The organism is Clostridioides sp. ZZV14-6387, from assembly GCF_020657835.1.
Lineage (GTDB): Bacteria > Bacillota > Clostridia > Peptostreptococcales > Peptostreptococcaceae > Clostridioides > Clostridioides difficile_A.
The window spans coordinates 128,609-150,611 of sequence record NZ_JAGWCW010000008.1 but is presented as its reverse complement, the minus strand read 5'-3'; the positions used below and the strand labels follow the sequence as shown (position 1 = coordinate 150,611).

The 22,003-nt window shown below is 29.6% G+C and carries 20 protein-coding genes and 1 riboswitch; of the genes, 18 read left to right on the top strand and 2 right to left on the bottom strand.

The genetic code is table 11. The annotated features are described in order from the left end of the window. Positions 1–73: 73 nt before the first annotated feature. Positions 74–895: a sugar-phosphatase gene (gene yidA / locus KGF38_RS07400; RefSeq protein WP_054270958.1), complete on the bottom strand. Its 822-nt coding sequence runs from the start codon at positions 893–895 to the stop codon at positions 74–76. A 512-nt stretch (positions 896–1,407) separates the two neighbouring features. Here yidA and KGF38_RS07395 point away from each other — a divergent pair. From KGF38_RS07395 to KGF38_RS07320, 16 genes are all read left to right on the top strand, one after another. Next, entirely contained in the window at positions 1,408–3,102 is a 1,695-nt protein-coding gene (locus KGF38_RS07395) for a M3 family oligoendopeptidase (protein WP_074178392.1), read from the top strand. 330 nt (positions 3,103–3,432) lie between these two features. After that, positions 3,433–3,543: riboswitch (glycine riboswitch) on the top strand. A 103-nt stretch (positions 3,544–3,646) separates the two neighbouring features. Continuing rightward, positions 3,647–4,018, top strand: coding sequence for a GrdX family protein (locus KGF38_RS07390; RefSeq protein ID WP_054270956.1), 372 nt, complete (start codon positions 3,647–3,649; stop codon positions 4,016–4,018). Between the two features lie 95 nt (positions 4,019–4,113). Next, positions 4,114–5,061 (top strand): thioredoxin-disulfide reductase, encoded by a 948-nt coding sequence (trxB, locus tag KGF38_RS07385; protein ID WP_021385149.1) that lies wholly within the window; start codon positions 4,114–4,116, stop codon positions 5,059–5,061. Between the two features lie 68 nt (positions 5,062–5,129). Then, positions 5,130–5,447, top strand: a complete 318-nt coding sequence (gene trxA / locus KGF38_RS07380; protein WP_021385220.1) for a thioredoxin TrxA — start codon at positions 5,130–5,132, stop codon at positions 5,445–5,447. 268 nt (positions 5,448–5,715) lie between these two features. Further along, a complete protein-coding gene (locus KGF38_RS07375) occupies positions 5,716–7,002 on the top strand; it encodes a glycine/sarcosine/betaine reductase component B subunit (protein ID WP_054270955.1) in 1,287 nt (428 codons plus the stop codon). A 112-nt stretch (positions 7,003–7,114) separates the two neighbouring features. Beyond that, positions 7,115–7,588, top strand: coding sequence for a glycine/sarcosine/betaine reductase complex selenoprotein A (gene grdA, locus KGF38_RS07370; protein WP_079739759.1), 474 nt, complete (start codon positions 7,115–7,117; stop codon positions 7,586–7,588). Between the two features lie 31 nt (positions 7,589–7,619). After that, the gene (gene grdB, locus KGF38_RS07365; RefSeq protein ID WP_079739758.1) at positions 7,620–8,930 is read left to right on the top strand and encodes a glycine reductase complex selenoprotein B; all 1,311 of its coding nucleotides are present in this window, start codon (positions 7,620–7,622) and stop codon (positions 8,928–8,930) included. Positions 8,931–9,185: 255 nt separating this feature from the next. Next, positions 9,186–10,718 (top strand): glycine/sarcosine/betaine reductase complex component C subunit beta, encoded by a 1,533-nt coding sequence (gene grdC / locus KGF38_RS07360; protein WP_074178391.1) that lies wholly within the window; start codon positions 9,186–9,188, stop codon positions 10,716–10,718. Between the two features lie 10 nt (positions 10,719–10,728). Continuing rightward, positions 10,729–11,874 carry a glycine/sarcosine/betaine reductase complex component C subunit alpha gene (gene grdD / locus KGF38_RS07355; RefSeq protein WP_074178390.1) on the top strand — a complete coding sequence of 382 codons (1,146 nt, stop codon included), beginning with the start codon at positions 10,729–10,731 and terminating at the stop codon, positions 11,872–11,874. A gap of 451 nt (positions 11,875–12,325) precedes the next feature. After that, positions 12,326–12,628 (top strand): ArsR/SmtB family transcription factor, encoded by a 303-nt coding sequence (locus KGF38_RS07350; RefSeq protein WP_407811546.1) that lies wholly within the window; start codon positions 12,326–12,328, stop codon positions 12,626–12,628. 78 nt (positions 12,629–12,706) lie between these two features. Next, the gene (locus KGF38_RS07345; RefSeq protein WP_074178389.1) at positions 12,707–13,723 is read left to right on the top strand and encodes a permease; all 1,017 of its coding nucleotides are present in this window, start codon (positions 12,707–12,709) and stop codon (positions 13,721–13,723) included. Positions 13,724–13,742: 19 nt separating this feature from the next. Continuing rightward, positions 13,743–14,093, top strand: a complete 351-nt coding sequence (locus KGF38_RS07340; protein ID WP_074178388.1) for a thioredoxin family protein — start codon at positions 13,743–13,745, stop codon at positions 14,091–14,093. Further along, positions 14,080–14,496 carry an arsenate reductase ArsC gene (locus KGF38_RS07335; protein ID WP_054270949.1) on the top strand — a complete coding sequence of 139 codons (417 nt, stop codon included), beginning with the start codon at positions 14,080–14,082 and terminating at the stop codon, positions 14,494–14,496. The genes KGF38_RS07340 and KGF38_RS07335 overlap by 14 nt, the downstream gene beginning before the upstream one ends. A 253-nt stretch (positions 14,497–14,749) precedes the next feature. Further along, entirely contained in the window at positions 14,750–15,325 is a 576-nt protein-coding gene (locus tag KGF38_RS07330; protein ID WP_054270948.1) for a flavodoxin family protein, read from the top strand. Between the two features lie 418 nt (positions 15,326–15,743). Continuing rightward, positions 15,744–16,823 carry a M24 family metallopeptidase gene (locus tag KGF38_RS07325; RefSeq protein WP_054270947.1) on the top strand — a complete coding sequence of 360 codons (1,080 nt, stop codon included), beginning with the start codon at positions 15,744–15,746 and terminating at the stop codon, positions 16,821–16,823. A 112-nt stretch (positions 16,824–16,935) separates the two neighbouring features. Further along, positions 16,936–17,535 carry a hypothetical protein gene (locus KGF38_RS07320; protein ID WP_054277117.1) on the top strand — a complete coding sequence of 200 codons (600 nt, stop codon included), beginning with the start codon at positions 16,936–16,938 and terminating at the stop codon, positions 17,533–17,535. A gap of 177 nt (positions 17,536–17,712) precedes the next feature. Here the strand turns inward: KGF38_RS07320 and KGF38_RS07315 are convergent, their stop codons facing one another. Further along, on the bottom strand, positions 17,713–18,585 hold the full coding sequence (locus KGF38_RS07315; protein WP_054270945.1) for a LysR family transcriptional regulator: 873 nt from the start codon (positions 18,583–18,585) through the stop codon (positions 17,713–17,715). A 414-nt stretch (positions 18,586–18,999) separates the two neighbouring features. Between KGF38_RS07315 and KGF38_RS07310 the strand changes: the two genes are divergently transcribed. Next, positions 19,000–20,403 (top strand): hypothetical protein, encoded by a 1,404-nt coding sequence (locus KGF38_RS07310; RefSeq protein WP_161803378.1) that lies wholly within the window; start codon positions 19,000–19,002, stop codon positions 20,401–20,403. Between the two features lie 26 nt (positions 20,404–20,429). Then, complete coding sequence (locus tag KGF38_RS07305) at positions 20,430–21,974, top strand: acetyl-CoA hydrolase/transferase family protein (protein ID WP_054277116.1); 1,545 nt, start codon at positions 20,430–20,432, stop codon at positions 21,972–21,974. The last annotated feature ends 29 nt before the right edge of the window (positions 21,975–22,003 follow it).

Here is a 22,003-nt window from a genome sequence, read left to right as displayed (position 1 = left end):
TATACTTTTATTATCAAGTATATAGATTAAATAGAATTTAAAGCTAAAGATGTATTTTTAGTTTTTTATATGTTTAAATAGCTCTATTAAGTATATATTTATTTATAACCTTTGCAACTCCATTTTCGTTATTGGTATCTGTAACATAATCAGCAATTTCTTTTATACTATCACGTGCATTTCCCATAGCTACACCAAGACCTGCATACTTTATCATATGTTGGTCATTTTCTTCATCACCAACAGCAATAGCTTCTTCTATAGGAATATCTAAATTAGTACACAATGTCTTAAGTGCAGTTCCTTTATTAGTAGTTTTACCTAAAAACTCTAGATAAAAAGGAGCAGACCTTACTATAGTATATTTATTGAATAAATTTTTAGGTAGCTGTTGTATAATTTCTTCTAATCTTTCTGGTTCATCAACTATCATAATTTTACAGATTTTAATAGATTCATCAATTTTATCTTTTTGTATATATTTAACATCTATATCATTTAATTTAGCTTCATGAAGAGTATACTTACCAGGAATTTCGTTTGGTGTAATTAAATTGGTCATTGTATTTATGTGTATTTTGGTATTATATTTTTTACAAACGTTATTATATATAAAATCAAAGTCATCTAAAGTCATTTCCACATCATGTATAATTTCTTCACTCTTGACTTCTTGAATAACGGCTCCATTAAAACATATAACATAATCACCTTCATCTGTTAAGTTTAATTGATTTAGAAGTGCTTTTACACCAGGAAGAGGTCTGCCTGTTGTTATAACAACTTTGGCACCAGCCTTTTTTGCTTCTTGAATAGAATCAAAGACCTCAGGAGTAATCCTTTTTTGTGTGTTTAATATTGTTCCATCAATATCTAATGCGATTAATTTGTACATATCAACCTCCAGTAAATTATATACTCAATTTTCCTGTGAAAACGTTGACACAACTAGTGTTGAACAAAATTTCAGTGGAAAATATGATTAGTTTTGTATACTATTATACCAAGAGATAAGCAATTTAGAAAGTTTAATAATATTAATTTTTTGATAAAAATATTATCTATATAATATGTATATTTAAAAAGTAGATTTTTAATTGTTTTGTAAGTATCAATTATAAAAATGCTATCGTTTGCATTATTATATAAATAGAAGTATTTGTTATAAAAGCTACGGTTTTTATATGAATGTTTTTCTAATAATATACATGGTAGTTGATTTTATATCACAAAATATTGTAATTATATCAATCATATGTTATTATTCAACATGATTACAATGTAAAGAATATTTAATATATATAATAATTTATAAATTAGACTTAGGCAGTATATAAAACTATGTATATCGAAGATATAAAAGTATGATATAAAGATATAAAATAAAGTTGCAAAGGAGCGTTTTAAATGAAGTTTTCACAATTTAAGTATGAAAGACCCAATTATGATAGTATAAAAAAAGAATTTTTGGAGTGTGTAGAAGATATAAAAAAATCCTGTACCTATGAAGAACAACAAGAAAATATACATAAGATTAATTTATTGAGAAATAAAATAGAAACGTTGTCAAATATAGCATCAATAAGATACAGTATAGATACACTTAATAAATTCTATCAAGAGGAAAAAAATTACTGGGATGAATATTTGCCTTTGTATGAAGAGTTAAATTCTTATTTTTATGATGTTGTAATAAATTCAAAGTTTAAATGTGATTTAATAAAAAAATTTGGAAAACAATTTTTCATAATAATAGACTATTCTCTGAAAAGTTTTTCTAAAGATATAATAAGTGAATTGCAAGAAGAAAATAAATTGTGTTCAGAGTATACTAAACTTTTAGCATCAGCACAAATAATGTTCGATGGAGAAGAAAGAAATTTATCTAGTATGGGAAAGTTTATGTACTCTAATTGTAGGAAGACAAGAGAATTGGCCAACAAAGCATATTATAATTTTTTTGAAGAAAACGAATCAAAATTTGATGACATATTTGATAAATTAGTTAAACTTAGAGATAAGATATCTAAAAAATTAGGCTTTGAAGATTTTGTAGAGCTTGGATATATCAGAATGATGAGAAGTGACTATAGAGAAGATATGGTAGAAAATATTAGAAAGCAAGTATTAAAATATGTTGTTCCAATGGCCAATGAGCTTTATAAAAAACAAGCTAAAAGACTTGGTCTAGAAAACTTAAGTTACATAGATGAAGACGTGGAATTTTTAACAGGAAATGCAAGATTAAAAGGTGATTCAAAGTACATAATTCAGAATGGGCAAAGGATGTATAGTGAACTTTCAAAAGAAACAGAGGAATTTTTTAATTTTATGCTAGAAAATGAACTTATGGATTTAGAAACAAAGAAAGGAAAAGGAGCAGGAGGTTATTGTACCTACATACCAGACTACAAGTCACCATTCATTTTTTCTAACTTCAACCAAACTTATGATGACATAGATGTATTAACACATGAAGCAGGACATGCGTTCCAGTTATACATGTCTAGATGGATTGATATGCCAGAGATTAATTTTCCAACACTTGACAGTTGTGAAATTCATTCAATGAGTATGGAATTTATAACATGGCCATGGATGAATCTGTTTTTTAAAGAAGATACAGATAAATATAAATTTACTCACTTGTCAACAGCCGTCAAATTTATACCTTATGGAATAATTGTTGATGAATTTCAGCATTATGTTTATAAAAATCCTAATGAGGATAAAGCAAAAAGAAAAGAAAAATGGAGATATTTAGAGAAAAAATACTTACCTCATAGGAACTATGACAATAATTCTTTTTTAGATAGAGGGTGTTGGTGGTTTAAGCAAGGTCATATATTTAAAAATCCATTTTATTATATAGACTATGTACTAGCTCAACTTTGTGCATTACAATTTTGGAAAAAAATGATTCAAGATAGAGATGCAGGATGGCAAGATTATATAAATATTTGTAGAGTTGGAGGAACAAAATCATTTTTAGATATTGTAAGTGTGGGAAATCTACATTCACCATTTGATAATGACTGTGTTAAGTCTATCATAGGAGAGGTTAAATCTTGGTTTGATGAAGTAAATGATAGCAAATTATAAAAAATTATGAGAATTTTACCATATAAAAAAGAAAAATTAAAGAATATGTAAAAATCAAAGGGATGATACACAAATAGTTATATTTTTAATCAGTTTGAGAAAGTAAACCAAAAAAGGTTTGTACTTAAAAAAAAAAGAAAATACAGGAAATATGCAATATCAACACTTGGAAAAAAAAGTAAAAATGTATACAAAATACATATAAAAAAACTATTGCAAATTTTATAGAATGTTTATATACTTAAGTCAACAGAGATAGAAAAAAGCTATTTGTAGAAAACAAAGGATAAATTGCTTAATTTTCAATTTTCTGACAACTTAATAATCCGGATGAAGAGTATGGGAGACTGCTTTATAAAAAGCGACCGAAGGGACAAATTTAATCCTATTTACCCAAAAGATTAGATGAAATTCTCAGGTAAAAATGACTGTACTTGGACGGGGCTCTGAAAATGATTTTAACAGGGAAGACAAATTGGGAGATTTGTTTTTCCTGTTTTTTATTTATCAAGTAATAAATAAAAGATTGAAAGAGAGTAAAAAAATGATAATAATTACAAATAATCCAAAAGTAAGAGAAGAAGTTCAAGAAAGAGAAGTTTTGTTTAAAGACACAACTTATATTGGTATCTTAGAAGCAAGTAGAGATTTGATACATGAAGGATATGAACTTTTATCTCATCCACTCTATGGGAGTGTAAAACCAAATGAAACACCTTATAGAACTATTATACTAAAGAGAGGAAATCGTTTGGATATAAACTCTTTAACCTTAATTGAAGAAGCAATCATCACTGCAAGTAAATTTCAGAATAATAAAAAGACTCCAAAATGGACAGAAAGTGTTCAAGACGACTTTAGAGTAATTGATTATGATATATTTTATAATACAATACAAAGAATGCAGTATGAATAAAAAAAATTGTTAAAAAGTTATTAAAGCAGCCTAAATATTAAATCTAATTTAATATTAAATAAAATGAGAAATCTAATTGGGGAGGATAAGTCAAAATGGAAAATGTATATGACTTAGTAATAATTGGTTCAGGACCAGCAGGGCTTGCAGCAGGGCTTTATGGGGCAAGAGCAAAGTTGAATACTCTAATCCTAGAAAAAGACAAAACTGGTGGGCAAATTGTAATAACACATGAAATTGCAAATTATCCAGGGTCAGTTCCAAATGCAACAGGACCAAGTTTAATAGCTAGAATGGTTGAACAATGCAAAGAGTTTGGAGCAGAAATTCTAAGAGATAACATTGTGGATACTGAGCTAGATGGAGATATAAAAGTTTTAAAAGGTCAAAAAGCAGAGTATAGAGCTAAAGCAGTAATAATAGGAACAGGAGCAACTCCAAGAAAAATTGGTTGCCCAGGGGAAAAAGAACTTACTGGTAAAGGTGTTTCATATTGTGCAACTTGCGATGCAGATTTCTTTGAAGACTTTGAAGTGTTTGTTGTAGGTGGAGGAGATAGTGCATTAGAAGAAGCAATGTATTTAACTAAATTTGCTAGAAAAGTAACAATTGTACATAGAAGACAAGGATTTAGATGTGCTAAGAGTGTTGAAGAAAAAGCAAAAGCTAATCCAAAGATAGAATTCTTATTAGATACAGTAATAGAAGAAATCAAAGGTGATGGAATATTAGAGTCAGTAGTATTTAAAAACAAGATTACTGGAGAAACTCATGAATATTTTGCAGATGAAGAAGATGGAACAATGGGAGTATTTGTTTTCGTTGGATTAGATGCTCAAACTGATTTATTCAAAGGTAAAGTTGATATGGACGAAAAAGGTTACATAATAACTGATGAAGATATGAAAACTAACATACCAGGTGTATTTGCAGCAGGAGATTGTAGATCTAAAACTCTAAGACAGGTTGTAACTGCAACTAATGATGGAGCAATTGCATCTATAGTAGCTGAGAAATACATTGATGAAAAGTTTGGAAACTAAAAGTCTGTAAATTCAATTTAATAAATAATATTTAAAATAAAATAAAAATTTCAAGGGGGAAAAATAAAATGTTAGATTTAGATAAGGCTACATTTGAAGAAGAAGTTTTAAACGCAGAAGGTTTTGTATTTGTTGATTTCTGGAGTGAAGGTTGTGAGCCTTGTAAAGCTTTAATGCCAGATGTTCATAAATTAGCTGAGACTTATGGGGACAAAATAAAATTCTGTAAGATGGATACAACAAAAGCTAGAAGATTAGCTATAAAACAAAAAGTATTAGGTCTTCCAACTATGGCTATATACAAAGATGGGGAAAAAGTAGACGAAGTTACTAAAGATGATGCTACAGTTCCTAATATAGAAGACATGATTAAAAAATATCTTTAAGATATTGGCGAAATATTAACAATAAAGTAAAAATATGTTTTAGTCTGAAGATAATAAGATAAAAGAGGTTTTTATATTCAAGTTTGTTAAAAAAATAATTTTAAATAAAATAATTTTTTTACAGTAAATATTTTTTAATAATATAACAAATATTTAAGACATAAAAATACTATATTATAAAATTATCTTTAATAAAAGTTATAAAATGATATAATTTTGAGAAAAACTCAAATGCATATACACAAATTAAATAACAGGAGGTGCAAGTATGCGTCTTGAATTAGGGAAAATCTTTATAAAAGATATTCAATTTGGTGATGTAACAGAAGTAAAAGATGGAGTATTATTCATCAATAAGCAAGAGATGCTACAAGAGATTGGTGGAGATGAGCATATAAAATCTATAGATATAGAATTAGCTCGTCCAGGTGAAAGCGTAAGAATAACACCTGTAAAAGATGTTATCGAGCCAAGAGTAAAAGTTGAAGGTAATGGGGGAATATTCCCAGGTATAATGTCTAAAGTTGACACTGTAGGAGAAGGAAAAACTCATGCTTTAAAAGGTGTAGCTGTTGTAACTACTGGAAAAATAGTAGGTTTCCAAGAAGGTATAGTAGACATGACTGGAGAAGGAGCTAAATACACTCCATTTTCTAAATTAAATAATGTTGTAGTAATAGCTGAACCTATTGATGGTTTAAAACAATATGCTCATGAAAAAGCTGTTAGAATGATAGGATTTAAAGCAGCAATGTATTTAGGAGAAGCAGCAAGAAATCTTACTCCAGATGAAGTTTCAGTATATGAAACTAAGCCTCTTCTTGAGTCAATAAAAGAATATCCAGAACTTCCAAAAGTAGGATATGTTTACATGCTTCAAACTCAAGGATTATTACATGATACTTATGTATATGGAGTGGATGCAAAACAAATAGTACCAACTTTATTATATCCAACAGAATTAATGGACGGAGCAATTGTAAGTGGTAACTGTGTTTCTGCGTGTGACAAAAACCCAAGTTATGTTCATATAAACAATGGAGTTGTTGAAGACTTATATGCAAGACATGGTAAAGATATAAACTTTGTAGGTGTAATTATAACTAATGAAAATGTTTACCTAGCAGACAAAGAAAGATCTTCAAACTGGACTTCTAAATTATGTAAATACCTAGGATTAGATGCAGTTATAGTTTCACAAGAAGGTTTTGGAAATCCAGATACTGACCTTATAATGAACTGTAAGAAGATAGAAATGCAAGGTGTAAAAACTGTTATAGTTACAGATGAATATGCTGGACGTGATGGAGGTTCTCAATCACTTGCAGATGCAGATGTAAGAGCTGATGCTGTTGTAACAGGTGGAAATGCTAACCAAGTTGTAGTACTTCCTAAATTAGATAAAGTAATTGGTCATTTAGAAGTAGTAGATGTAATAGCTGGTGGTTCTGATGGAAGCTTAAAGGCTGATGGAACTATTGAAGTTGAAATACAAGCTATAACAGGTGCAACTAATGAAACAGGATTTGGTCATTTAACTGCTAAAGGATATTAAGAAGTATTTTATTAAACGATTGAGTAATGTTAATTAAACATATTATAGATAAATTATAATAAATGTTATAGATATAAAAAAATATATTAGAAATATAATAAGGAGGATTATTATGAGTTTACTTAGTAATAAAAAGGTTCTTATAATAGGTGACCGTGATGGTATACCAGGACCTGCGATAGAAGAATGTGTAAAAACAGTAGAAGGAGCAGAGGTTGTTTTCTCATCTACAGAATGCTTTGTCTGAACTGCTGCTGGGGCTATGGACTTAGAAAATCAAAACAGAGTTAAAGAAGCTGCTGATAAATTCGGAGCTGAAAATGTTGTGATTTTACTAGGTGCTGCTGAAGCCGAAGCTGCAGGTCTTGCAGCCGAAACAGTAACTGCTGGGGATCCAACTTTCGCTGGACCACTTGCTGGAGTTGCTTTAGGATTAAGTGTTTACCATGTTGTAGAAGAACCAATGAAAGCTTTATTTGATGAAACTGTATATGAAGATCAAATAAGTATGATGGAAATGGTTTTAGAAGTTGAAGAAATAGAAGAAGAAATGTCTGGTATAAGAGAAGAATTTTGTAAATTTTAATGCCTAAAAGCAAAAGGGGTGAAACTAAGAGATGGGAAAACTAAAAGCGGTACATTATATTAATCAGTTCTTTGCTGGTATAGGTGGAGAAGAAAAAGCTGATACTAAGCCACATGTGGCAGAAACTTTACCTCCAATAAGTTTACAACTTGATAAATTATTAGGTGAAGATATTGAAATAGTTGGAACAGTAGTATGTGGAGATAGCTACTTCAATGAAAATATAGACAGTGCAAGTGAAGAAGTTTTAGGAATGATAAAAGGTTTTGAACCACAACTTTTCATAGCTGGTCCTGCATTTAATGCTGGTAGATATGGAGTTGCTGCTGGAACAATAACTAAAGTTGTAAAAGATGCTTTAAATATACCAGCCCTAACAGGTATGTATATTGAAAATCCAGGTGCAGATATGTTCAAAAAAGAAGTTTATGTAGTAGAAACTTCTGATTCTGCAGCAGGTATGAGAAAAGCACTTCCTAAAATAGCAAAGCTTGCAGTAAAACTTGCTAATGGAGAAGAAATTGGAACTCCTAAAGATGAAGGATACATAGCTAGAGGAATAAGAGTTAATTATTTCCATGAAGACAGAGGTTCTAAGAGAGCTGTTGACATGTTAGTTAAGAAAATAAAAGGTGAACCATTTGAAACTGAATACCCAATGCCAAACTTTGATAGAGTTGACCCAAGTAACGCTGTAAAAGATTTATCAAAATGCAAAATAGCTTTAGTTACTTCAGGTGGTATAGTTCCAAAAGGAAACCCTGATAGAATAGAGTCTTCTTCAGCTTCTAAATATGGAACTTATTCTATAGCAGGAGTTATGGATTTAACAGAAGAGACTTATGAAACTGCACATGGTGGATATGACCCAGTGTATGCAAATTTAGATGCAGATAGAGTATTACCTGTTGATGTTCTTAGAGATTTAGAAAAAGAAGGTGTGATTGGAAAATTACATGAAACTTTCTACACAACTGTAGGTAATGGTACATCTGTTGCAAACTCTAAAAAATATGCTTCTGAAATTGGAGCAGCATTAGTGGCTGATGGTGTAGATGCAGTAATATTAACTTCTACATGAGGTACTTGTACTCGTTGCGGTGCAACGATGGTAAAAGAAATAGAAAAAACTGGACTTCCAGTAGTTCATATGTGTACAGTAGTACCTATTTCATTAACAGTAGGGGCTAATAGAATAGTTCCAACTATAGCAATACCTCATCCACTTGGAAATCCAGCGCTTGACCCTACAGAAGAAAAAGCCTTAAGAAGAGGCCTTGTAGAAAAAGCATTAAACGCTTTAACTACAGAAGTAGATGGTCAAACAGTATTTGAAAAATAAAAATAACACACACACATATATTATATAGATAAAAATATAAACACACACTAAAAATAAAAAATAACTATACACAAAAAAATAATATAGATTTCATGAATGGGTAAATTGGAGTTATTCATTCATGAAATCTTAAAAAATGCCAAAATACATAAACAATAATAGAATCAAATATACAACAAAACAAAAATAACAACAATTAGAGTCTTTAATTAAATTAAAAAATAAGTGTTCATAAAATTTATGGAGGTGCACAAAATGACTTATCCAGTTTTAAAAGGGGCAGGCTATGTACTTATTCATACTCCAGATATGATAGTGCAAAATGGAAGTACTTGTACAGTTGAAAGAGCAACAAATCCAGATTCAGAATTTTTAAAGGAAGTAAGCAATCATATAAGAAGTTACGAAGATGTAGTTAACTACATGCCAAATCAAGTTTATATAGGAAATAGAAGACCAGAGGAATTAAGAGATTTACCAATGCCATGGTGTGAACAAAAGATTGAGGGAAATAGAAATGGTAAATTTGGAGAAATAATGCCTCAAGATGAGTTCATAGCTTTAATGCAAATAAGTGATGCATTTGATTTAGTAAAATTATCACAAGAATTTATTGATGAAGTAAAACCAAAAATCGAAAACAACTACCCTGAAATTGCTTCATTTGTAGGTAAATTAAAGGGTGATGATATAGAAGAAGGTAAAGAATTAGTAGCAACACACATAGCAGAAGGATTATACCATAATGGAAAATTCATTGGTTATGTAAAAAGAGCACATGATGTAGATGTTAACCTAAATGCTCATACAATGTTTGAAAATTTAGTAGTAAAAGCATCTGGAGTTTTATCTGCTATTCAAATGCTAAGACATAGCAAAATAGACCCTGCTGAAATAGATTATGTTATTGAGTGTTCAGAAGAAGCTTGTGGAGATATAAACCAAAGGGGTGGAGGAAACTTTGCTAAATCAATAGCTGAGATAGCAGGACTTCAAAATGCAACTGGTTCTGACACAAGAGGATTCTGTGCAGCACCAACACATGCATTAATTCAAGCTGCAGCCCTAGTAAAAGCTGGAATACACAAGAATGTAATGGTAGTAGCAGGTGGAGCAAGTGCTAAACTTGGAATGAATGCTAAAGACCATGTTAAAAAAGGACTTCCTGTACTTGAAGATGTTGTTGGAGGATTTGCAGTACTTGTATCTGAAAATGATGGAATAAATCCAGTTATAAGAACTGATTTAACAGGCAAGCATACTGTTGGAACTGGTTCTTCACCTCAAGCAGTTATGACAGCACTTATAACTTCAGGTCTTGATAGAGCTAATTTAAAAATAACAGATGTTGATGTATACTCTGTTGAAATGCAAAACCCAGATATAACTAAGCCAGCAGGAGCAGGAGATGTTCCAGAAGCAAACTATAAAATGATAGGAGCACTTGCTGTTAAGCGTGGAGACTTAGAAAAGAAAGAATTAAAAGACTTTGTTTCTAATAAAGGATTACCAGGATGGGCACCAACTCAAGGACATATACCATCAGGAGCTCCTTATATAGGATTTTTAATAGATGATTTAACTACAGGTGAGAGAAATAGAGCTATGATAGTTGGAAAAGGTAGTTTATTCTTAGGAAGAATGACTAACTTATTTGATGGAGTATCTTTTATAGCTGAAAGAAATACAGGTATTACTGAAGAGACTTCAGGAATTTCTAAGGATGAAATTAAGAAGATAATAGCTGAATCTATGAAAAAACTAGCACTAGACATGTTAGAAGAATAGGGGTGAGGATATGTCAAAAAAAGTAATCGCAGATGTATTCTTAGAAGTAGCTAATGCAATAGAAAGCGGCGAATTTGGCAAAAAAGTAAAAATTGGTGTGACTACACTTGGAAGTGAACATGGTGTAGAGAACATGGTTAATGGTGCACAATTAGCAAAATCTAATTTATTTGATATAGTACTTATTGGACCAAAAGTAGAAACTGACCTTGAAGTAGTTGAAGTTAATGATGAAAAAGAAATGCATTCAAAAATGGAAGAATTATTAGATTCAGGATACATTGATGCTTGTGTTACTATGCACTATAATTTTCCAATAGGTGTATCTACAGTAGGTAGAGTGATAACTCCAGCCAAAGGAAAAGAAATGATACTTGCAACTACAACAGGAACAAGTGCTACTAATAGAATAGAAGCAATGGTGAGAAATGCTATTTATGGTATTGCTACAGCTAAATCAATTGGGAATAAATGCCCAAAGGTTGGAATACTTAATGTAGATGGAGCAAGACAAGTTGAGAAATGTTTAAAAGAATTAAAAGATAATGGATATGACATGGAGTTTGCTGATTCAATTAGAGCAGATGGTGGCTGTGTAATGAGAGGTAATGATTTACTTGTAGGTGCACCTGATGTTATGGTTACTGATACATTATCTGGAAATATATTTATGAAAGTATTTTCTTCATATACTACAGGTGGAGATTATGAGGCTCAAGGCTTTGGATATGGTCCAGGGGTTGGAGAAGACTATGATAGAAGAGTTCTTATAGTATCAAGAGCATCAGGTTCTCCAGTAGTAGCAAATGCACTAAAATACGCCTATGATGTTGTAAAGGGCGATATAAGTAATGTTGCAAGAAGTGAATTTGAAAAAGTTAAAAAAGCAAAATTTGATGATATTATAGCTTCTCTTACTAAAAAAGAAGTTAAAGCTGAAAAAGTAGAAGTTAAAATGCCAGATAAAGAGGTTGTTACTCGTCAAATAGCTGGTGTTGATATAATGGATTTAGAAGATGCAGTATCTGAGTTATGGAAAAATGGAATCTATGCTGAAAGTGGTATGGGTTGTACAGGTCCAATAGTTTTAGTAAATGAAGCTAAAGGTGATTTAGCAGTTGAAACTTTAACTAAAGCTGGATATACTGCAAAATAGGTAGGAGTATATTAAAAGATGTGATTTTCTAATTGATAAGTTGGGAAATGTTTATGTGTACTCTTTGAATATAAATTTATTTTTTAAGTGATAATTAAGTATTTATAAGGTTATGGTTTTAAAAATCATAACCTTATTTTTGTATTTTTTCTAAGAAATATATATCTATTCTTAAACTATTTTTACAAAGCCCTAAGATGTCTTTTTCTGATAAATTGTTTAATTTAAACAGTTCTATAAAAAGTAATTAGAAGTTAGACTATAAAAAGATATCTTGTTGTGGAGGATATTAATTAAGATTTATGTATAAAGAAAAATTATTTAAGTATAGAGCATTTAGTCAAAAAAGAATCAATAAATCATATCAAATAAAATTGATGTGACTGTTGACAAAGCAATATTAATATAGTACGATAGACACATCAAAATATTTTGATATGAGAGGTGAAAAATGATGATTAACTATAAAGATGATGCAAAAATATTTAAAGCCCTTTGTGATGAAAAAAGACTTTTAATTCTCGAACTTTTAAGGAGTGGAGAAAAATGTGCTTGTGTTTTAATTGATAAAATGAATATTGGTCAATCTGCACTATCTTATCACATGAAAATATTGTGTGAATCAGGAATAGTATCACCAAGACAAGATGGAAAATGGACACATTATAGCCTTAGTAAAAAGGGTAGTGAATATGCTAGTAAGCGTTTATTAGAAATCACAACACCTAATACAGATACAGAATCTTGCAAATAAAAGTCATCTACAGATGGCTTTTATTAAAAAAAACATATCAAATAAAATTGATATGAAAAATAGAATGGAGGAATTATTTTGGAAATATTACAAATAGCCATACTGTTTTTTCAAGACCAAATTCTTGGCATGAAATGGCTAAATAGTCTTATTGGCAACACATTATCATTTTTAGGATTAGATAATACTACACGACTAGGTGGTAGTGTTCAATTCTTTTTTTATGATGTTATAAAAATCACTATACTTTTATGTATTTTGATTTTTATTATATCTTATATACAAAGTTATTTTCCACCAGAAAGAAGTAAGAAGATTTTGGGTCGCTTTCATGGTATTGGAGCAAATATTGTTTCTGCTCTATTAGGGACAGTAACTCCATTTTGTTCATGTTCTTCTATACCACTTTTTATAGGTTTTACAAGTGCAGGGCTTCCTTTAGGAGTTACTTTTTCTTTCTTGATTTCATCCCCTATGGTAGATTTAGGTAGCCTTGTACTTCTTATGAGTATATTTGGTGCAAAAGTTGCAATTGCCTATGTGATAGTTGGACTATTAATTGCAGTTATTGGTGGTACTATTATCGAAAAATTGCACATGGAAAAATATGTTGAAGATTTTATACAAAATGCAAGTCATGTAGATATTGACTCACCATCTTTGACACGAAAAGATAGAGTTCAATATGCAAAAGAACAAGTTAGTGAAACATTTAAAAAAGTATTCCCTTATATTTTAGTAGGTGTAGGAATTGGTGCTATAATTCACAACTGGATTCCAGAAACTTGGATAGAAACAATTCTAGGTAGTGACAATCCGTTTGGTGTTATTTTAGCAACATTGGTTGGTGTTCCTATGTATGCAGATATTTTTGGAACAATACCTGTTGCAGAAGCATTGTTAATTAAGGGTGCACAATTAGGAACTGTACTTGCATTTATGATGGCTGTAACAACATTAAGTTTACCATCTATGATTATGCTTAAAAAAGCTGTAAAACCAAAATTACTGGCTTTATTTATAGCTATTTGTACAATTGGTATTATCGTGGTTGGTTATTTGTTCAATGTTTTGCATACATTTTTAATATTATAAAAACTAGGAGGAAATTAAGATGAAATTATTTGGTAAAAAAGAAGAAAAAAAATCATGTTGCTGTAGTGGAGATTGTACATCAGAAACTATGGAACATGCAGAAATGACAAAGAAAGAAGATGGAATCAAGGTTCTAGGCTCTGGTTGTGCAAAATGTATAGCTTTAGAAAATGCAACACGTACAGCAATTTCAGAAATGAATTTAGATTTAAATATTGAGCACATAACTGATTTTACTCAAATTGCTAGCTATGGAGTAATGAGCACTCCTGCACTTGTTATGAATGGCAAGGTTGTATCATATGGTAAGGTATTAACAATTGATGAAGTGAAATCAATTATAGAAAGGGAAAAACATGGTAGCCTATAAACCCAAAGTAGCTTTTATCTGTGTTCATAACTCTTGTCGAAGCCAAATAGCAGAAGCATTAGGAAAGAAACTAGGTTTAGATGTTTTTGAAAGTTATTCAGCAGGTACTGAGGTGAAATCACAAATAAATCAAGATGCTGTACGTTTAATGAAAAAAATTTATAATATAGATATGGAAAAAGAGCAATATTCAAAGTTATTAAAAGACATACCCGAAGTTGATATTGTTATTACAATGGGGTGTAATGTAGAATGTCCATATCTTCCATGTATATATAGAGAAGATTGGGGAATAAATGACCCCACAGGGAAAAGTGATGAAGAATTTATCTTTGTGATAAATGAAATATTAGATAAAATATTGTTACTTTCCAAAAGAATCAAAATGAATAGTACTAATTAAAATATCAACTTCTCTTTTTTATACAATTATTAATCTTGCTTATAAGCAGTAAATTAGTAATATAATATTGAACTAGATTCGTATCAAACACTAAAAAATTAGATAATGTTATTAAAATACCTGAAAATACAATAAATAAAATAGATACGATATTTTATAATAATTTTCAAATTGAAGATATGAAGAAAAAGAAAAATATTTGGAGCAAATATTTCTTAATATAGCAAATATATATTAAATAGGAGAGTTGAAAATGTCTAAAATAGTAGCATTTGTAGGAAGCCCAAGGAAAAATGGTAATGTAGATACAATAATTAATGAAATAATTAAAGGAGCAAACAAAAATAATGTTGATGTAAAAAAGTATTACTTAAATGATATGAATATAAAAGGTTGCCAAGGATGTTTATATTGTAGAAAAAATTATTCATGTTCACTTAAAGATGATATGATTCAAGTATATGAAGATATAAAAAAAGCTGAGTATGTAATTATAGGTTCGCCAGTTTATATATGTCAGGTATCAGCTCAAACCAAGTTATTATTAGATAGACTTTATCCACTTACAACAATAGATAAAGGTAAACATATACCTAGATTTGGAAATAAAAAAATAATCATGGTTTATACTCAAGCAGCACCTTTATCAATATTTTTTAAAAGATATTTTAGATATACAAGTAAGCATCTTAAAGGAATGGGTTTAAATCATTATAAAACTATAATTGCTACTAAAGCATTTGAAAAAAATTCAATTGAAAATAATCCTAAAGTATTAAAAAAAGCTTATAACATTGGATTTAAAATATCAAAGGATATTAATATATAAAATCTACTTCAGATATTAATTGAAAAACGGTAAATATTGTAATAATTCCTTATCTTTCTTATAATTATATTTGTAACTATTTTACTTAAAATTTTCATATAAAAATTTGAATTATCAACATAAACACTCTATTTATGAGCGATTTCATAACCAAAAAACATTCATTTTCAATATAGTCATAAGGAACGAGGTTTTTGTAAGTACTAAATTTTGGTTAATCCACATATATAATGAAAAAAATTCCTCATAAGTATTGACAAAACTTATGAATATATCTTAGATAAAACTAATGAAATCTTAAAATAAAGTTAGAAAGATATGAAAAAATTTTAGAAATAAAGTATCTATTAGATAAAAAAGAACACTAATTAATGATATAATATAACTGAGGTAAAATTTATTATTTGGAGGCAAAATCATGAGCAAAGTAAAAAAAGTAGTTGAATTATTGGAATCCAAAGGTCTTGATGCACTATATTTAACAAAGAAGACTAATGTAAATTATATAAGTGGTTTTCCTGATGAGGAAGCATATGCAGTGATTTGTAAAGATGGTAATTTCTTAGTTACTGATAGTAGATATATGGAACTTGCAGAAAATGTTTGCGAAGGTTTTGAAATTATAAATTGGCATAACTTTGACAGAAGTGTGGCAAAAGCAGTAAAAAGCGTGTGTGACAAAGTAGGTATAAAGAAACTTGGATTTGAAAGAACTAATATAGTGTTTGATAAATACGAGGAACTTAAAAATCTGATTGAGAAAGATAATGGAGAATTAATACCTACAGAAAATATTGTAGAGACATTAAGATATGTAAAAGATGAAGAAGAAATCAAGAATACAAGAAAAGCATGTGAGATAGCAGATAAGGCGTTAGAAGAATTGATTCCACATATAAAAGCTGGAGTTAGTGAAATTGAATTGGCTACAAAATTGGAGTATTTTATGAAGATGAATGGAGCACAAAATATAGGTTTTGAGACTATATTGATATCAGGTGCAAAGACTTCATTACTTCATGGTAAACCTAGTGATAAGGTCATAGAAAAAGGAGATTTTGTACTTATAGACTATGGAGCTATGTATAATGGTTATATATCTGATACAACTAGAACTTTTATAGTTGGAGAAGCTTCTGAAAAGCAATTAGAGGTATATAATTTGGTTAAAGAAGCACAACATGTAGGTGTTGAAAACATGAAAGTTGGTGTACATGCTACAATTCCAGATGCTGAAATAAGAAAAGTTGTTAAAAAATATGAAGATTATTATTATCAAGGTATAGGGCATGGAGTTGGTAGAGATGTTCATGAAGAGCCTTTCATTGGTAATTATGGTGATAAAACTATAGAAGAAGGATGTATAATAACAATGGAACCAGGTATTTATTTCCCTGGATGGGGTGGAGTTAGAATAGAAGATACTGTTCTGATTACCAAAAACGGACCAGAAAGACTTACTAAATTCCCTAAAGATTTGATGATTTTAGACAAATAATTTGTTTTTTATATATATTTTTACATAAAATATAACATAATCTCACCATTAAGCTCTCTTTACATATTATAGTAAAGAGGGCTTAATTTTATTGTGAGAGGTGATAATATCCATGTATAAAAAACGTAAATTTATAAAAAATATAAAAAAAGCCTGGTATAAAATCAAACTAATTGACAGATGTCTAATAATTGTAATGGCAATACTCATGTTTCAATCTATATACACTTTATTTGTCAATGAAGTAAATTCACAAGATACTACAACCATTGATGTAGTAGTAAGAACAACTTCAGCAGCTATATTTGGATACTTTTTAAGTGCTAATTTTATAAAGAGACCTTCAAGAAAATATATAAATACTGATGTATCTTCAAATCTTTTTATAGATGATAATTCATCTAATAAAGGTCAAGAATCAAGTCAAAACAATGTGATGAATGTCAAAAATACCATTGGATTTACTTCAGAGACAGATAATTACGAAAATAAAGTATCTGTTAATAAAATTGAAGGTATTGAAGAAGGAGAAACCAGTGAATTACAAATTATTATAGCTACTGTAATTTGTGTTATAGCATTAATAGTACTTTTTATCGTAAGGAATTTTGCAACTATAGCTCCAGCTTCTTTAGGTACTATTTCACAGATGAGAGATTTTGTATCCGGATGCGTGGGTTTTTTGTTAGGTTGCCCAAGTAGACCTGATTAAAAACATGATTAATAATTAAAAAAAATATTGTTAGAAGTATCAGTATAATAATATTTAGATGCAAATGTATACAATTATAATTTTATAAAAATATATCTTATTTTTATGCTGATACTCTCAAAATATTTATAGTGTTTTACTTAAATTAAATATTGTACTTATATAGTATAATTGAAACTAATTTATATGAATAGATGCCATATATTCAATAAAAAGTCTCATACTATGAGATATGTATTGATTTCTTCTCCAAAGAACACCAATATTTGCAGTAATTGCACGCTCTAATGGAATTGAACATAGATTTTCTGTATTTTGAAATATTTCTTTATACAATATTGTTGAAGCTAAGTTATTTTCTAATAAATAACGTATAGTAGAAAGTTGATTTGAATGCAAAATTATATTTGGTTTAGCTTTTTCAAGCCTTTTTGTTATAATTTTATAATGATAAGAACCTTCAGATAGTATGACAAAAGGTACATTTTTTAACATATAATTTGAAATAATAGGTTGTTTTGCCAATTCATTTTTTGGATTTGTAACTAAATACAATTCTGTTTTGTAGATTGTTTTTGAATCTATATCATCATAAATATCACTATCGATTATGCCAATACAAAAATCGAGTGAAGATTCTTCAATCATTTTAGCTCCAACAAATGTTGGAACTTCAAAGATTTTAAGTTCTATATCTGGATAAATTACATTAAATCTAGGAAGTATTTTTGAAAGTAAAAAAGTACCTAAGACTGTAGGAATGCCTATTTTAAGAGAGGCCTTTCTCTTTTTTCCTAAGTCTAGTGCATCACTTTGAAAATCTTCAAATTGTCTTGTAAAGTTTTTTGATTTGTCTAAAAAAATATTTCCTTCAGGAGTTAATTCTATTTTGTTTCCTATTCTGTAAAAAAGCTCAAAACCAAGTTCTTTTTCTAATTCTTTAATAGCTAATGTTATGGATGGCTGTGAAATATGAATACTTTCAGCAGCTTTGGTCATGTTTTTATATTTACAAACTGTTTGAAAATAATATAAATAATTTATATTCATTGGATATTAATTCCTTTCATTTATGTATTAGTGACAAGTATATAATTAACAACAATATAAGTTTTGTATATTGTTGTAAAAAAATAGAATAGTTTTAAACTATCATATCATAAGTTTTTGATATTTTCAATCTATTAAGAATAGTGATATTATTAAATTAACAAAAGAAAATAGCTGATATACTTTGATGACAATCAATTTGTAATCGAGTTATAGCAACGAATATTAAAAATTTAACTATTTAAAAATAAACAATTATTTTCGAGACGAGATTGTTAATTAAATCCTAAAGAAAAAGATTGATATTAATAAGGGAAAATTTTTTTAATTAGTAATGTTAATTTAATAACAAAATAAAGTTTTGAGGAGAAAGGAGAAATATATTTTTTAGTAATAATTGTTAATTTAATAACGATGAAAGGGAGTGATTTAGTGAAGTTTGAGTTAATGGATTTTTTAATGAATCCTTTTGTCCTTATGTTTGCTGCTGTAATTACAGGAATTTTATTTGGAAAGATTAAATTTGGGAAGTTTAATTTTGGGGTATCAGGAGCATTATTTACAGGATTATTTATTGGGTGGCTTGCATATAGCTTGGGGAATTCAGTAATAGCAAAAGGAGAAACAGCAGCAGGGTATAAGGCAGCAACTGTCATGATGGGAAATGGAATTATTTCTCCTGACTTCTTTGATTTCTTTTTGATAATATTTGTTGCAGCAGTTGGTTTATTAGCTGCAAAAGATATGAAAGCTGTATTAAAGAAGTATGGAGCACGATTTGTAGTTTTAGGAGTTCTTATAACTTTTATAGGAGGTTCTATGACTTATGCAATGACTTTACTGTCAAGTAACAAAGGAAGCAGTGCTTATGAAGTTTCTGGTGTTTATACAGGGGCATTAACAAGTTCACCCGGATTAGCTGCTGCTCTAGAAACAGCTGGTAAACATGCAGAAGATGTATCAAAGGAGTTTGAAAAAGCTTCAATAGAAGATAAGAAAGAAATTTTAAAAGTTGTTGACCCAGAAGGAAAATTAGATGTAAATACAACTACATCACTAACTCAAGAGCAAATAGATAAATATATTGCGTATGCTGAAGCAGGTGTTGGTATAGGGCATGCAGTTGCATATCCTTTTGGAGTTTTAATAGTAATATTAGGTGTAAATTTCCTTCCAAAAATATTTAGGATGGACCTTAAAGAGGAAAGAAGAAAATATGAAAAAGAAATGAAAGAAGCAAGAGATAGCGTTGCAGGTAAAACGATACCAGAAGTTCCATTTAATATAATAACATTTTTCTTAACATGTTTGGCTGGATATTTGGTAGGAGGAATACATGTATTTATGGGACCATTAGGATACTTCACATTAGGAGCTACAGGTGGCTCACTAATTGTATCTCTAGTACTTGGATATGTAGGTAAGATAGGGGCAGTAAATTTCAGAATGGAAGAAAAGGTTTTAAACATTTTAAAGCAAATAGGTCTAGTGTTTTTCTTAGCAATAGTTGGATTAAGATATGGTGGTAAAGTAGTTGATTCAATTATGACATCTGGTATGCATCTGGCTTTTGTAGCAATAGTAGTAGGTGTTACAGCTATGATGATAGGATTCTTAGTTGGTAAATATATATTTAAATTAAACTGGATTTTACTATCTGGAGCTGTCTGTGGTGGTATGACATCAACTCCAGGTCTTGGAGCAGCTGTTGATGCTCTTGACAGTGATGACCCAGCAGCAGGTTATGGAGCCACGTATCCATTTGCATTGTTAACTAAAGTTATATTGGTTATAGTTTTACACAAACTTCCAATGTAAATAAGACTTTATATGGGGGGATATTTATGAATAATGAAGGCGTATTTGAAGAATTAAGAGAAAGATTAAGAAATGAAAAGTTATGTGATTTAATTATGAATGCAGATGAAGCTGCTAAAATTGTAAATGATGGAATGGTTGTTGGACTTAGTGGATTTACACCTTCAGGTTATCCAAAAGCAGTGCCATTAGCAGTTGCAGAAAGGGCTAAAAGAGGAGAAAAGATAAAGTTAACTGTGTATTCAGGTGCATCTTTAGGCCCAGAGGTAGATGGGGCATGGTCAGAAGCAGGTATAATTGAAAGAAGGCTTCCTTATCAGACTAATTCTACACTTAGAAATAACATTAATAAAGGTGTTGTTAATTATATAGATATGCATCTAAGTCATTCTACTCAATTTTTAAACTATGGAACTATACCTAAAGTAGATGTAGCTATAGTAGAAGCACTTGCAATAACCAAAAATGGAGATATTATACCTACCAGTGGTATTGGTAATTCACCTTCTTTTATAAAAAGTGCAGATAAAGTAATAGTTGAAATAAATCTTTCAAAACCAATGGAAATGGAAGGAATGGCAGACATATATATTACAGAAAATCCTCCACATAGAAAGCCAATAGAAATAAATCATCCTAAAGATAGAATTGGAACAACATATATACCTTGTGGCTTAGATAAAATTGCAGGAATCGTAATCACTAATATGCAAGATAAGACACGTCCATTAGGTATTGTAGATGAAGCTTCAAAAAAAATATCAAATAATATTATCGCTTTTCTGAAAGAAGAAGTAAAGTCAGGTAGATTGTCAAAAAATCTACTTCCACTTCAATCTGGTGTAGGAAGTGTAGCCAATGCTGTTTTATATGGATTATGTGAATCTGAATTTGAAAATTTAACTTGCTATACAGAGGTTGTGCAGGATTCTATGTTAGATTTAATAAGAATGGGTAAGGTCACAATGGCGTCTACTACGTCTGTAAGTCCATCACCAGAAGGGTTAATAAAATTTGAAGAAGATATTGATTTATTTAAGGATAAGATTATATTGAGACCTCAAGAGATTAGTAATAATCCAGAAATAGCTAGAAGAATTGGAGTAATTGCAATGAACACTGCAATTGAAGTTGATATTTATGGAAATGTAAATTCTACTCATATTATGGGTTCAAAAATGATGAATGGAATTGGCGGTTCTGGTGATTTTGCTAGAAATGGAGCAATAACTATATTTAGTACTGAGTCAATTGCAAAAAATGGTGATATATCATCAATAGTACCTATGGTATCTCATGTAGACCACACTGAACATGATGTAATGGTAATTGTAACAGAACAGGGATATGCTGATTTAAGAGGTCTTGCGCCTAGAGAAAGAGCTATAAAAATAATAGAAAATTGTGCTCATCCAGATTATAAAGAACAACTTAGAGATTATTTAAATAGAGCCTGTCAAAATGGAGCAAAACAAACTCCTCACATATTGGATGAAGCTTTATCATGGCATAGTAAATTTATGAATACAGGTACAATGAAAAAGTCTGAAACTTTTAAAAGTGCATTATAAAAATATTTAATAAATGGGAGGCAGATTTA